The 15207-nt window shown below is 35.2% G+C and carries 12 protein-coding genes; 8 read left to right on the top strand and 4 right to left on the bottom strand.

The window, feature by feature from the left end; translation table 11 throughout:
- Window positions 1–74: 74 nt before the first annotated feature.
- A complete protein-coding gene (locus LBU54_RS01025; RefSeq protein WP_224524266.1) occupies window positions 75–1412 on the top strand; it encodes an aspartate kinase in 1338 nt (445 codons plus the stop codon).
- Here LBU54_RS01025 and LBU54_RS01020 read toward each other — a convergent pair.
- On the bottom strand, window positions 1409–2707 hold the full coding sequence (locus LBU54_RS01020; protein ID WP_224524263.1) for a leucine-rich repeat domain-containing protein: 1299 nt from the start codon (window positions 2705–2707) through the stop codon (window positions 1409–1411). The genes LBU54_RS01025 and LBU54_RS01020 overlap by 4 nt on opposite strands.
- A gap of 133 nt (window positions 2708–2840) precedes the next feature.
- Here LBU54_RS01020 and LBU54_RS01015 point away from each other — a divergent pair, with 133 nt between their 5' ends.
- Window positions 2841–3575, top strand: coding sequence for a hypothetical protein (locus LBU54_RS01015; RefSeq protein WP_224524260.1), 735 nt, complete (start codon window positions 2841–2843; stop codon window positions 3573–3575).
- Here the strand turns inward: LBU54_RS01015 and dcm are convergent.
- Genes dcm through LBU54_RS01000 form a run of 3 tightly spaced genes read right to left on the bottom strand, consistent with a single transcriptional unit; the run spans window position 3572 to window position 6437 of the window.
- On the bottom strand, window positions 3572–4570 hold the full coding sequence (gene dcm, locus LBU54_RS01010; RefSeq protein ID WP_224524257.1) for a DNA (cytosine-5-)-methyltransferase: 999 nt from the start codon (window positions 4568–4570) through the stop codon (window positions 3572–3574). The genes LBU54_RS01015 and dcm overlap by 4 nt on opposite strands.
- The gene (locus LBU54_RS01005) at window positions 4571–5101 is read right to left on the bottom strand and encodes a hypothetical protein (RefSeq protein ID WP_224524254.1); all 531 of its coding nucleotides are present in this window, start codon (window positions 5099–5101) and stop codon (window positions 4571–4573) included.
- Between the two features lie 43 nt (window positions 5102–5144).
- Complete coding sequence (locus LBU54_RS01000) at window positions 5145–6437, bottom strand: aminopeptidase P family protein (RefSeq protein WP_224524252.1); 1293 nt, start codon at window positions 6435–6437, stop codon at window positions 5145–5147.
- 110 nt (window positions 6438–6547) lie between these two features.
- Between LBU54_RS01000 and LBU54_RS00995 the strand changes: the two genes are divergently transcribed.
- The 6 genes from LBU54_RS00995 to LBU54_RS00970 all read left to right on the top strand — a co-directional run bounded on the left by LBU54_RS00995 (window position 6548) and on the right by LBU54_RS00970 (window position 15191).
- Window positions 6548–9391 carry a WD40/YVTN/BNR-like repeat-containing protein gene (locus LBU54_RS00995; RefSeq protein WP_224524250.1) on the top strand — a complete coding sequence of 948 codons (2844 nt, stop codon included), beginning with the start codon at window positions 6548–6550 and terminating at the stop codon, window positions 9389–9391.
- Between the two features lie 18 nt (window positions 9392–9409).
- Complete coding sequence (locus LBU54_RS00990; RefSeq protein WP_224524245.1) at window positions 9410–10279, top strand: hypothetical protein; 870 nt, start codon at window positions 9410–9412, stop codon at window positions 10277–10279.
- 122 nt (window positions 10280–10401) lie between these two features.
- A complete protein-coding gene (locus LBU54_RS00985; RefSeq protein WP_224524242.1) occupies window positions 10402–11637 on the top strand; it encodes a hypothetical protein in 1236 nt (411 codons plus the stop codon).
- A 100-nt stretch (window positions 11638–11737) separates the two neighbouring features.
- Window positions 11738–12424, top strand: coding sequence for a succinate dehydrogenase cytochrome b subunit (locus LBU54_RS00980; RefSeq protein WP_224524239.1), 687 nt, complete (start codon window positions 11738–11740; stop codon window positions 12422–12424).
- A gap of 11 nt (window positions 12425–12435) precedes the next feature.
- Entirely contained in the window at window positions 12436–14436 is a 2001-nt protein-coding gene (locus tag LBU54_RS00975) for a fumarate reductase/succinate dehydrogenase flavoprotein subunit (protein WP_224524236.1), read from the top strand.
- Window positions 14437–14444: 8 nt separating this feature from the next.
- Window positions 14445–15191: a succinate dehydrogenase/fumarate reductase iron-sulfur subunit gene (locus tag LBU54_RS00970; protein WP_224525877.1), complete on the top strand. Its 747-nt coding sequence runs from the start codon at window positions 14445–14447 to the stop codon at window positions 15189–15191.
- The last annotated feature ends 16 nt before the right edge of the window (window positions 15192–15207 follow it).

The raw sequence follows: 15207 nt of genomic DNA, 5'->3' as shown, positions 1-15207 counted from the left end.
AAGTAAACTATTTCTTTTAAATTTTTATCAATCACTTTACAGCATTTTACTTTTGCCAAACAAAATTTAGAATTATGCTAGTTTATAAGTTTGGAGGTACATCAGTTGGTTCTGTAGTTAATATGAATCATGTCAAGGAAATCATAGACACGGAAGGCAGAAAAATTGTGGTTCTGTCCGCAATGTCAGGGACAACAAATGCTTTGGTTGAAATTACAGAATTGATAGCTCAAGAAAGGGAAGAAGATGCAATTTTAAAGGTTGATGTATTAAATGAAAAGTATAATGCAACAGTCTATGATTTAATATCTGATACAATCTTAAGAACAAAAGTAGCTACTTATGTTAATACGGTATTTAAGTCACTAAGAGCGCTGGTTAATCGCGAATTTTCTATTGACTTACAGAATACGATTGTTGCAAAAGGAGAGTTACTTTCTGCATATATGTTTAATCACTTTTTACAACAGGAAGGGATAAATGCAAAGTTATTACCTGCTTTAGAATTCATGAGGGTTGATAGAAACAATGAACCAGATTTTTTTTACATAAAGCAAAATTTAAATCGATTGTTAGATTCCTCTGAAGACGTTGATATTTATATAACACAAGGCTTTATTTGCTTAGATGCAGCTGGAAACATCACAAATTTACAACGTGGTGGAAGTGATTACACCGCAACTATAATTGCTGCGTCCATTGAAGCTGAAGAGGTACAGATATGGACAGATATTGATGGATTCCATAACAATGATCCGAGATATGTAAACGATACCTCTGCACTCTCAAATTTGTCTTATGATGAAGCTGCAGAATTGGCCTATTTCGGTGCAAAAATTTTACATCCATTAACGGTAATGCCTGTTAGAAATCTGGATATTCCCTTACGACTAAAAAATACAATGGATCCAGAAGCACATGGAACGCTGATCACAAATGAATTCCATGGTGAGGGCATTAAAGCAATTGCGGCGAAAGACAATATTACAGCTATCAGAATAAAGTCTGTTAGGATGCTTCTAGCGCATGGATTTCTAAAACGTGTGTTTGAAGTTTTTGAGAAATATGAAACGGCAATTGATATGGTAACCACTTCAGAAATTGCGGTGTCATTAACCATCGATCATACAACCCGTTTAGAGTCTATTGTTGACGAATTACAAAAGTTTGCTATGGTTGAGGTGGATGACTACATGAGTATTATTTGCCTAGTGGGTAACCAAATTATTTATCATCGAGATACTCCACAATTGTTTCAGGTTCTTCAAGATGTCAATGTTAGAATGATTGCTTACGGAGGTAGTAACAATAATATTTCACTGTTAGTAAATACGAGTGATAAGTTAGAAACATTACAAAAGCTACAACGCTACATTTTTGAGAATGAGCCTCAATTGGCACTTAACGCTTAATTACAATCTAAAGCGTAACTTGCAGAGATGTCTTTATTCCAGCTATCTGGAATATCATTGAGCTGAGTAGTATTAACTTGAATACAGGTTAAGTTATTAGAAGTGCAGTCCATTGTATTTAAATTGGTCTGATTACTCAAATCAAGACTAGTTAGCTGATTATTTGCAACCTCTAAGAAAACAAGTGAATTGATATTACCAAGCTCTAGATTTGATAGGCTGTTGTTATTACATTCTAACCAATTTAACGAATTGCAATTACTAACATCTAACGCTACCAGAGATACACTGTTGCAAGCAATATAGTATAGTAAGGAATTGTTGCTTAAGTCAATGTTTGTTATTGGATTAAATGAAAATGATAATAGGTTTAAATTTGGGTTGTTACTTACATCAATATTGCTAATTTGATTACTATCAATAGCTAATCCTTCAAGTACCGTATTATTGCTCACATCTAAAGTGGTTAGTTGGTTACCTCCCAGTCCTAAATTCTTTAAATTCAAATTTTGACTTACATCAATATCTGACAACTGGCAATCTAAACAAGAAAGTGTTTTTAATTCAGGATTATTGTTTACATCTAAAAAATCAATTTGTGTGCCCCATAATAATAGTTCTTTAAGTTTAGAATTATTACTAATATCTATACTGTTTAGATTAACAAATCTACAATCGAGAGCCTCTAGTTCGAGATTATTAGACAAATCAATACTCGTTAGACTATTGTTGTAACACCATAGTGTTTTTAATTGCTGATTGTTGCTTACGTCTAAAGTTATGAGTTGTGGGTTGTCGTATGTAAATAATTCTAAAAGGTCAGAATTATTACTTACGTCTAAAGAAGTAAGGTTATTGGCATGACATCGTAAAATCTCCAATCTAGTATTCTGGCTCACATCTAAACTCTCAAGACTATTAAATCTACTGTAACTACAGTTAAGATCCATTAAGTCTAAATTATTGCTAAGATCCAAATTGGTTAAACTTTGCCCTTCACAATTAAGTTTCTTTAAGCTTGTAAAATATTCAATCCCTGTTAAGTCTGTGATATCATTACTTGTATCATCAAAGTCATAGTCAGGAATTTCTAAAACGGTTACATTAGAAACATTAGAAATTAAAATACTACCATCTAATACATCGTCATATCCTAAGTCTATTAAAGCTTGTTCAAAAACAGGATCTGGTATATTCCCTTCATTCGAAGAGGAACTGTCATCGTCATTACTGCAAGAAAGTTGAACAATGCAAGAAACTATAAGTAAAAAAATAATTTGCAGATTACTCTTCATGGCAAAGTATTTTGAACAATTACTAATCTAAATTAAATTAATCTGAAATACAATTGTATATGAAATAAGAATCTCTATTTCAAAAATATAATTAGTTTTAGACTTGACTAATGCCGGATTCTAATCCTATTCAATGAAACTTACGCAGTACGACACTATTTATTTTATCAACTCAAAAGTTTTATTCAATCCTCAAACAATTGGCTCTTCAATTTTAAACGCCTCATTTAAATTTGCATACAACATGGCATTTGGTGATGGCCATCATAGAAAGCATCGAACGGGAGGAACAGAACAGCGTTCGACACTAGATATTTTTAAAAATACTTTGCAAGGGAAAATAGCTGAAGGAATAGCCTATGAGGTTTTAGCTAAGCATGGCATAAAATGCCAACCAATAGATTATGGCATTCATGGAGAAGGTATTTGGGATGACTCTGATTTAGAATATAAAGGCAAAAGGATTAGCGTTAAGTCAAGTGCCTATTTTTCAAATTTGTTATTACTTGAAACTGATGACTGGGATAAAGATGGTAGTTACAAACCAAATTCAAATAAATCACAATCTAAATCGTATTACGATTATTTCATATTGGTGCGACTAAAACCTAATACGAATTCATTATTCGATTCAGAAGCGGATAAAGAACTATTAAGAGCTAAGATTTTGGATCATAAATGGACATACGATATCCCAGGATGTTGTAGCCTTAAAACACTCAGGCACATCATTGCCAACGATTATGTTTTACCTAAAGGTGCTTTGCTGAACGGAAAAACCAAAATGGATGCTGAAAATTATTATATTCAAACAGGAAATTTAAAGGGTGTCGATCTATTAATAGATAATCTTAAATTATTAGATTAAGCAGTCTCAACTAAATGATTTTCTGATACATTAACTGAATTCAATACTTTCATTATTGCGCTTGCAAGTCGGCTTATTACCGGGACACTAACTGAATTACCCGCTTGCTTATAAAGATGTGAAATGGCAATCTCTGGCAAGATATAGCTATTATCAAATCCTTGAAATCTAAAACACTCACGAGGTGTTAATTTCCTAAAACCATATGGTGTTTTAACAAGAGGGACATTATGGCCACCAGTACCCATATTAGCTGTTAAAGTTGGGCATACGTTTGATTTATTTTCACGAACATATTGGCGTCTAAATTGATAAACAGTATCATCACGTCGCATCGCTTCTTTTAGCATAGGATACATGTATTTATCCTCACCATAGTAGTAGCGATCATCAACTTTTTCGTTTGTGACCACATCTTGAATAGTCTTAGTCAGATCTTCCTTTTCAGGAAACTTGAATTTAAATTCCTCAAAAAATCTAGGATCCAAATCCTTATCAAAAGCTATGATAAATATACGCTCTCTATTGTGGGGCACATTACCATAATCCTTGGTATTTAAAACTTTAGCGTCAAAAGTATAATTGCGTTTTTCAATGAGTTCTTTGATAATTTTAAAAGTACGGCCCTTGTCATGCCCAACAAGGTTTTTCACATTTTCCAGAAATAACACTTTTGGTCGCATAGCATCAGCGAAATCCAAAATTTTAAAGAAATGATTACCACGTTTATCATCAAATCCCTGTCTGTAACCAGCGACAGAAAATGGCTGACATGGAAAACCTGCTGTCAAAACATCAACCTTATCTAACGAGGAAATATCCAATTGCATTACATCACCTTCTATGAGCCGATGATTAAAATTTGATCTATAGGTTTTGCAAGCATTTTTGTCGTACTCATTGGCCCAGGATAGACTAAACCCGTTGTTTTTAAAACCCATGCAGATACCACCAACACCAGCATACAAACTTCCTACACTAAATATGTTATTCATTTACTTTAGAATTTCTTCAATGGGTTTTAAATCACTAAAACCAATAAAATTTTTTAGACTTACGGAATTTACAGTTTCGTTATTTGAGTCTACCAAATTATCAAGTACCAAATCCCGATTGCCATAACCACAAATACTAAAGGTAGACTTGTCTTTTTGAATTACGAAAATCAAAGGATTTTTTATAGTACTTAATTCTAAGGCAGGAAGAGCACCAAAATCAAAAACCTTAATATCGTAAATATCTTTTTTCCCTTCAATTTGAGGCTTAAAGTCTTTAATATTTAACTCATCTATTGAGGTAACCTTAATATTTAGGTGCTTTTGGCAGGCTACTAAACCACCATATTTTTTTAGGGTTTTATCCAAAAAAGTTTGTCCTTCATAACGGTCTCTTAGCTGATTTAAATTATTTAAGCCAAGTGAATTCAATACAGAATCCCTAACGGCAAATTCTTCCTTCATGGACAATCGTACTTGAGGATATTGTCGGAGAAATTCGCCTGTATGTTTTAAGAATTCTGTAATCAAACTAAATTTTAAAATTAAATGTTAAGATAATTTTGTAAATAGATTAGCTATTCATTAAATCTTCAATTTCCTCTGCTTCAATAGGAATATTTCGCATAAGATTAAAGGGCTCACCCGAATCCTGTACAACCACATCATCCTCAAGTCTAATTCCAAATCCTTCATCGGGAATATAGATACCTGGCTCAACGGTAAATACCATGTTTGCTTTGATCGGTTCGTGGAGCAGTCCGTAATCATGGGTGTCCAAACCAATGTGGTGTGAGGTACCGTGCATAAAATACTTTTTATAGGCAGGCCAATCTGGATTCTCATTTTGTACATCTGCCTTATCAATAAGGCCAAGACCCAATAATTCTGATGTCATTAATTTGCCTACTTCAACATGATACTCTTCCCAAAAAGCGCCAGGCACTAACAATTTTGTTGCTTCTTTCTTTACTCTATTAACTGCGTTATAGACAGCTTTTTGACGCTCGGTAAATTTACCCGAAACAGGAATGGTACGTGTCATATCACTAGAATAGTTTGCATATTCTGCACCCACATCCATTAATATTAAATCACCAGCCTTGCATTGTTGATTGTTCTCTATGTAGTGCAATACGTTAGCATTATTTCCTGAAGCTATAATAGGCGTGTAGGCAAATCCTTTTGAACGGTTATTTAAGAACTCGTGCATAAATTCCGCTTCAATATTATATTCCCATATTCCTGGCTTCACAAAGTTAAGGACACGCTTGAACCCCTTTTCAGTGATGTTACAGGCGTTTTGTAAAATATCTAATTCAATCTGATCTTTTACTGACCTAAGCCGTTGTAATATTGGGTTGCTCTTGGCCACCGAGTGAGCAGGATACTTACCTTTTAGCCATTTAGTGAAACGGTCTTCTCTCGTCTCAGTTTCAACACTTGCTCTGTAATGTTCATTGGTGTTTATGTAAACCGTTTCGCATTGTGTCATTAGTTCAAACATAATTTTTTCCATGTCTTGTAACCAATACACTGTTTTAATTCCAGAAGTTTCAAATGCCTTTTCTTTAGTTAGCTTTTCGCCTTCCCATACAGCAATATGCTCATTTGTTTCTTTTAAAAATAAAATTTCGCGATGCTTTTCTTTTGTACAATCCGGAAATAAAACTAAAATACTCTCTTCTTGGTCAACACCACTTAGGTAAAAAATATCCCTGTGCTGTGCAAAAGGTAAAGTACTGTCTGCACTCACAGGATAAATATCGTTAGAATTGAATACTGCCAAACTATTTGGTTTCATTTGGCCCATGAAGTTTTTTCGATTTTTTATAAAAAGTTTGCGGTCAATTAAATCGTATTTCATACTAAAAATTTTTAGAAGTTTAAAGGTACAAGAATCTGTTAAACTTTGTTAGCAAATTTTGTTCGAGTATGGAGTTTAATTATTTTTCATTTTATAAAAACCCAACCAACATGAGATTTTTCAATTTATTTTCCATTTTCCTTTTTATTAATTCATTATTCCTATTCGCACAACAGCCCTCAACCAGTGCTAATGAGGTAGAAAAAGCATTAGAACAAAAAAGAGTAATGACAGACCAGTCATTGGTAAAAAACGTACCATTTAAAAATATTGGACCGACGATAATGAGTGGCCGTGTTGTAGACTTGGCAGTCAATCCAGATATGCCATCCGAATTTTATGTGGGATATGCCTCAGGAGGTGTTTGGCATACTACAAATAACGGTACTACCTTCATACCTATTCTAGACAATGCAGATACACAAAACGTGGGAGATATTGCAGTGCATTGGCCAACACGAACTATTTATGTCGGTACTGGTGAGAATAATGCTTCGCGATCGTCTTATGCTGGTATTGGGCTTTTAAAGTCCACTGATAATGGTGAGACATGGGAAAACATTGGTTTAATGGATGCGCATCATTTTGCCCCTATTTTAGTTCATCCTGATAATCCTGATGTTATTACAGTTGGTGTAACAGGACATTTATATTCACCAAATAATGAAAGAGGGATATTTAAGACAAATGATGGCGGTAAAACATGGGAACAAAAGCTGTTTGTCGATGAGATGTCTGGAATTATTGATCTACAACATAGTCCATATAACTATAATATCATGTTTGCAACCTCATGGACAAAGGACAGAAAAGCATGGAATTTTTCTGGAAATGGAAGTAATTCTGGTATTTATAAAAGTACTGATGCTGGTGAGACGTGGCAAAAGGTGTCTATTGACGGCAGTGGATTCCCAACAGGTGAAGGTGTAGGAAGAATTGGAATTGCAGTATTCGATGACAATATTGTCTATGCAGTTCACGATAGTCAATTTAGAAGACCGAGCGATAAAAAGGAAACTGGTAAACGAGGTTTGACTAAGGAAGATTTTAAAACCATGGGCAATGACGATTTTTTAGCGCTTGATGATAAGAAATTGAATATGTTTTTGAAAACGAACGGCTTTCAAGAAAAATATCGCGCAGAGAACGTAAAACAAATGGTGCGTTCAGGTAATGTTAAACCAATTGATTTAGCAAAATATTTGGAGGATGCTAATTCTTTACTTTTTGATACTCCAGTGATTGGTGCTGAAGTTTACAAAAGTGTTGATGGCGGGAAGTCTTGGTCTAAAACCCATGAGGATTTCTTAGACGGTATTTACTTTAGCTATGGTTATTATTTTGGGCATATCCACGTGTCTCCTGCCAATCAAGATCATATCTATATTTATGGTGTTCCAATTGTTAAGTCTAAGGATGGAGGTAAAAACTGGACTTCCATAAGTGCAGAGAATGTGCATGCAGATCATCATGCACTTTGGATTAATCCTAAAAACCCCAATCATTTAATTGACGGGAATGACGGTGGAGTTAATATTACATATGATGATGGTGAAAATTGGATAAAGAACAATTCACCTTCGGTGGGTCAGTTCTATGCCATAAATGTAGATAACGAACAACCATATAATGTTTATGGTGGTTTGCAAGACAATGGTGTTTGGAAAGGAGCAAACAATGCACGAGAGGATAAAAGTTGGTACCAACAAGGGCAGTATCCTTGGGAATCCATAATGGGTGGAGATGGTATGCAAATCCAGATAGATAACAGAAATTCTAATATTGTATATACAGGTTTTCAATTTGGAAACTATTACAGATTGAATTTAGAAACGGGTGATCGCACATACATTCAGCCAAAACACACGCTCGGGGAAAACCCATATCGATTTAATTGGCAAACACCAATTCTATTATCGTCCCACAACCAAGATATCTTGTATTTAGGAGGCAATAAATTAATGCGTTCAATGAATCAAGGGACTGATTGGGAAGCTATTAGCGATGATTTAACCAAAGGCGGAAAAAAAGGTAATGTTGCTTATGGCACAATAACCTCAATTAGTGAAAGCCCATTTCAATTTGGTTTAATCTATGCAGGGAGCGATGATGGATATGTCCATATTACTAAAAATGCTGGAGGAAGCTGGACGAATATCTCCAATATATTTCCAAAAGATTTATGGGTTAGTCGTGTGGTTGCATCGAAGCATAAAAAGGAGCGCGTTTATGTCACACTAAATGGTTATCGCTGGGACAACTTTGGTGTTTACGTTTATATGAGTGATGACTATGGCCAGACATGGAAAGAAATAGGTGGTGATATTCCTCTATCTCCTGTAAATGTGATAACAGAAGACCCAGAGAACGAAAATTTACTTTATGTTGGAACAGATAATGGTGCTTATGTTTCTTTTAATATGGGTGAATCTTGGGAAATCTTTTCAGAAGGATTGCCTAATGTTGCCTTTCATGATATCGTAGTTCAACCTGAGGCAAAGGATTTATTATTAGGAACTCATGGTAGAAGTATTTATAAGGCTAATATTGAGCCACTCCAGAAAATGAGTGGAGCAATTAAATCTAAAGGTATAACAATTTTTGAGTTAAGTCCAGTAAGACATTCAAATAGATGGGGAAGCTCTTGGAGTAAATGGTTAGATGCTTACGAGCCTTCAAAAACAATTCAGTTTTATAGTAATACAGCCGGACAGCAAACTTTAAAAATACTTTCAGAGAATGGCGCTGAACTGAACCGCATGTCAATAGATGTTGATAAGGGATTCAACTATCTAGATTATAATCTTGAGATAAGCGAAAAGGGCAGAAAGGCATTAATGAAAGAAAATACAAGTATTGATGTAAACAAAGCTAGTAACGGAAAATATTATTTACCAAAGGGCGTTTATGTTATACAAATAGATAAAACCTCTACCAAATTAGAGATTAAATAATGAATTAAATCAATCCAATTGAAAAGAAATAACCTACTTTTTGCCCTAGTATTAGTTTTGATTTTTTCATGTACTAGCGATGACTCTACCACAGATAATGCGAGACCAAATCTAATTATTAAACTTAAATTTGATCCAAATCAACAACGCTTGGATAATCTCGGACAGCCAGCAACCGTGCCAATTGGTAATGCGGCGCAATCACCTACTATCCAAAGAATGAGTGCTAATTACATAGAGTTTGCACCTTCGGCAAATACGTTGTTAGGTCAAGGAGAAATAATTTATAATGGTCCCGAAACAAATGCCGGAGGAGATATGGCTATTGATTTTCAACAATCTATTTTTGCTGGTGATAACGACACATTCTTAACCATACCACTTGATGAATTAGAAGTTGGAAGTTATGAATGGGTTAGAGTTTCATTGGCGTATCAAGAAGGGGATATTCAGGTTTTAACCGAGACTTTGGGTGAAGTTACTGGCAGGCTAGCAAGTTTCGTAGGCTATAATAATTACATAACGTCTTTCGATTTAAATAGTAGCACCATAACGGTTAATGATGATGTCCTTCAAGGGTTTTGGGCTTTTGAAGCATTAGGCTTTACAAGTCAAGGTCAGGCTCCTGAAGGAGCTACTACAGTGCCCAATCCATTGTTTAGTACGTCACCTGTACCTCAGGGCTCTTGTGTTGTCACGGGGCAGTTTGAAAATGGCTTTACAATATCAGGAAATGAAACAGATGATGTTATCGTTACACTTTCTTTTTCCATTAATAATAGTTTTGAATGGACGGAAATAAATATGGATGGCAAGTATGAGCCTTCTGCGGGTGAACAAGTTGTGGATATGGGATTACGTGGTTTAATCCCAATAGTAGGCAATTAGAAAATGCTTCTTGAATTTAAAACTTATAGAAAATAAGGTGTTAAACTTAGCATAATACTTTTTGCGCCTGCACTATTTTAATGATATTAAGTGCGATAACTAATTAATTCATCAATCAGTAAATGCTTCAACGTTTTTTAGTTGTAATCTCTGTTTGTTTATCTTTCCAGAAGATTATTGCGCAATCAAATATTACTGAACAGCTTAGTATTTTTTTAGATTGCAGAGTTTGCGATAATGAATATCTACGCCAAAATCTTGGCAACGTTCAATTTGTTCGAGATCAATTTTTGGGTGATGTTCACGTATTTATTGTCACTCAAAGAAACGGAAGTGGTGGCAGAAGTTATGAAGTGGAGTTTATTGGTAAGAAAGAATTTGAAGCTATAAATTATAAACTCACATTTTCTACAGACGCAAATATGACCAATGATGAGGTAAGGCAACGCGTTATGAAGAATCTCAAATTGGGATTGGTTAGATTTTGGATTGCCAAGGGGACAACAGAAGTTGTGACTGTGAACGTGCCAGCTCCTGAAGAGGAAGAGGATGTAGAAGAGGACGATCCATGGAACTATTGGCTTTTTCAGATTGGTGCTGGAGGATTTTTTGATGGTCAGGAACAAAGTCGTTTTAGTAATATTAATATTAATGCCTCTGCAAGAAGAGTAACTGAAAGAAATAATTTTTCATTTAGGGTTCGGTTTAGTGAAAGTCGAAATATTTTTGAGTTTGAAGGAGACGAAATAGTAGGGATTAATGATAGAAAATCAATTCGTGTTAGTGATATTTTAAGCATTAATGACCATTGGTCTTATGGTTTCTTTGGGTTTGTAGGATCTTCTACATTTGATAATACAGACTTACAATGGACGTTTAGACCTGCACTTGAGTATAGTTTTTTTAATTATGCAGATTCAGCTAAAAAGCAATTGACAATTTCCTATAGAAATGGGATTAGGTTCAATGATTACATAGAGCGAACGGTTTTTAATGAAACCGAAGAGTATTTTTGGGAACATGGTTTACAGTTAGGCGGAAGGATAAATCAAGAATGGGGGAATTTTAATGCCGAAGTATCATTTAACCAATTTTTAAATGATACTAATTTGTACGCACTTAACTTTTTTGTAGGAACAAGAATTCGTCTTTTTAAAGGGTTTAATTTTAATGTTAGCGGTAGCTATTCCATAACAAGAAATCAGATAAATTTACCAGGTGGCGACCTCGCACTTGAAGAACTTCTCTTACAGCAGCAGCAACTTCAATCTGGTTATAACTATTTCATTAATATTGGTTTCAGTTATGCTTTTGGTTCTATCTACAATACCATTGTAAATCCTCGATTTGACTTTTAGATTAAAATCATTCTAAATAAGTAATTATAGTAGGCTCTTGTTGGCAAAACGGCAATTGTGCAGTATTTTTGCGAGACTAACAAAAAAGATTAGATCTACAATGAGCGGAATTCTAAATTCGTCGATTGGAAGAAAGTTTGCCATGGCACTTTCGGCACTCTTCCTTATGATTTTTCTGGTAATGCATGTTTCAATAAATTTTACTTCTGTCTTTAGTCCAGAGCTATTTAATGAGATGTCTCATTTTATGGGAACAAATCCTGTTGTTCAAGGATTAATGCAACCAATTTTAATATTTGGTGTAATTTTTCATTTTGTAATGGGCTTTATCTTGGAGGCTAAAAACAGAGCATCAAGACAAGTTAGTTATGCAAAGAATGCCGCTTCTGGTAATTCAAGTTGGGTATCCAGAAACATGTTATTAACAGGACTCGTAGTTCTTGCTTTTTTGGGAATACATTTTTACGATTTCTGGGTTCACGAAATGACTGTAAAGTATATAGAAGGTGATATGAGTGGTCTGATTGATCCTAATAATGCCGATTCTGGTTTTAGATATTACGAAGAATTAAGAGAAAAGTTTGTAAGTCCTGTAAGAGTTGGCTTTTATGCAGTTGCTTTTGTGTTATTATCCTTGCATTTATTACATGGTTTTAACTCTGCATTCCAATCTATTGGCGCCAATAATAAATATGTGAAGAGTTTAAAAGGTTTTAGTAAGGTGTATTCCATTGGTATACCAGCACTATTTATTTTTATTGCAGTTTATCATCACTTTGCACATTAAAAACAATTAATATGTCAATATTAGATTCTAAAATTCCAGAAGGTCCTTTAGCGGACAAATGGACAAAACATAAAAATGAAATTAATCTGGTTAATCCAGCTAACAAACGCCTAATAGATGTAATAATTGTTGGTACTGGTTTGGCAGGTGGTTCTGCCGCAGCGACTTTAGCAGAATTAGGTTATAATGTAAAATCCTTTTGTTTTCAAGATTCACCTAGACGTGCGCATTCAATTGCCGCACAGGGAGGTATAAATGCTGCTAAAAACTATCAAGGTGATGGAGACTCTACCTACAGATTGTTTTACGATACCGTAAAGGGTGGTGATTATAGATCGCGTGAAGCAAACGTCTATAGACTTGCTGAGGTCTCTACAAACATTATTGATCAATGTGTCGCTCAAGGAGTGCCTTTTGCAAGAGAATACGGTGGCCTTCTTGATAATCGATCCTTTGGAGGTGTACTTGTGTCTCGAACATTTTATGCAAAGGGACAAACAGGACAACAATTGTTATTAGGTGCTTATGCCGCCATGAATCGTCAAATAGGGCGAGGTAAAATAAAAATGTACACACGTCACGAAATGCTAGATGTCGTTGTTGTAGATGGGAAAGCTCGAGGCATTATTGCAAGGAATTTAGTAACTGGAGAAATAGAAAGACATTCTGCGCATGCTGTAGTAATTGCTTCAGGAGGGTATGGAAATGCATTCTACCTTTCAACTTATGCAATGGGAAGCAATGTAACTGCTGCATGGAAGGCGCATAAACGAGGTGCATTCTTTGGGAATCCTTGCTATACACAGATTCATCCAACTTGTATCCCTGTATCAGGAGATCATCAGTCTAAATTGACTTTAATGTCCGAGTCGTTGAGAAATGATGGTCGTATTTGGGTACCGAAACATAAAAAAGATGTAGAAGCAATTAGAAATGGTAGTTTAAAACCAACTGAGATTGCTGAAGAAGATAGAGATTATTATTTAGAGCGACGTTACCCTGCATTTGGTAATCTAGTGCCAAGAGACGTGGCATCTCGAGCGGCTAAAGAACGCTGTGATGCAGGTTATGGTGTTAACCAAACTGGCGAAGCTGTTTACTTAGATTTTGCATCTGCTATTGAGCGATATGGGAAAGAGCAAGCTTATATTAAAGGTCTTAATGTAGATGACAAAAAAGTGGTGACTGACCTTGGGAAAAAGGTCGTTGAAAATAAGTATGGGAACTTATTCCAGATGTACGAGAAAATTGTAGACCAGAACCCATACGAAACACCAATGATGATTTATCCTGCTGTACATTACACTATGGGTGGATTATGGGTAGACTATAATTTAATGACTACAGTACCAGGATTATATGCTATTGGAGAAGCTAATTTCTCTGATCACGGTGCTAACCGTTTAGGAGCTTCAGCTTTAATGCAAGGTCTTGCCGATGGCTATTTTGTATTGCCATATACCATTGGAGATTATTTAGCACACGATATTAGAACAGGACCAATTCCAACAGACACCAAAGAATTTGATGAAGCAGAGAATAAAGTAAGGGCAGATATTGATAAGTTTATAAATAACAAAGGCACAAAGTCTGTTGATTATTTCCATAAAAAACTCGGTAAAATTATGTGGAACAAATGTGGTATGGCACGTAATGAAAAAGAACTTAAAGAAGCCATCACAGAAATTGCCACCCTAAGAGAAGAATTCCACAAGGACGTTTTTGTACCAGGAGATCAAAACGAATATAACGAAGAGTTGGCTAAAGCTGGACGTGTGGCAGATTTCTTAGAGCTTGGTGAATTATTTGCTAAGGATGCTTTGGAAAGAAATGAATCTGCTGGTGGACATTTTAGAGAAGAATACCAAACTGAAAGTGGTGAGGCATTAAGGGTAAAAGAATACCAATATGTATCGGCATGGGAATATAAAGGACAACCAAGTGAGGCAGTTCACCACAAAGAACCATTAGAATACGAAAATATTGAAGTGAAAGAGAGAAGTTACAAATAAAAGCTATGATGAATTTAACACTAAAAATATGGCGTCAAAAAGACGCAAACGATAAAGGAAAAATTGTTGATTATCCAGTAAGTGGCATTTCTCCTGACATGTCTTTTTTAGAAATGTTAGATGTTTTAAATCAAGAATTGATTGAAAAAGGAGAAGAACCAGTAGCATTTGACCATGATTGTAGAGAAGGGATATGCGGCACGTGTTCGTTATACATTAATGGTAGAGCACATGGACCACAAACCAAAATTACGGCATGTCAGTTACATATGCGAAGTTTCAAGGATGGTGATACCATTTATATAGAGCCATGGAGAGCTAAGGCATTTCCGGTAATTAAGGATTTAATTGTAGATCGTTCTTCATTTGATAGAATCCAGCAAGCAGGTGGTTTCATTTCCGTAAATACTTCCGGAAATACCCAAGATGCAAATGCTATTCCTATTGAAAAAGAGAATGCAGATAAAGCTTTTGATGCAGCAACATGTATTGGTTGTGGTGCTTGTGTAGCGAGTTGTAAAAACTCGTCTGCGATGTTATTTGTTTCAGCAAAGGTGTCTCAGTTTGCATTGCTTCCTCAAGGACGCGTTGAAGCTACAGACCGCGTATTAAACATGGTGAAGCAAATGGACGAAGAAGGATTTGGAAATTGTACCAATACTGGAGCATGTGAAGTGGAATGTCCAAAAGGAATCTCCTTAGAAAATATTGCACGGATGAACCGTGAGTATCTCGCGGCCAGCTTTAAAGGATAAATAAACTCTGCATAAG

Source organism: Winogradskyella alexanderae, assembly GCF_020166335.1.
In the GTDB taxonomy this organism is placed as follows: domain Bacteria; phylum Bacteroidota; class Bacteroidia; order Flavobacteriales; family Flavobacteriaceae; genus Winogradskyella; species Winogradskyella alexanderae.
This window is presented reverse-complemented; position numbering and strand designations above follow the sequence as displayed.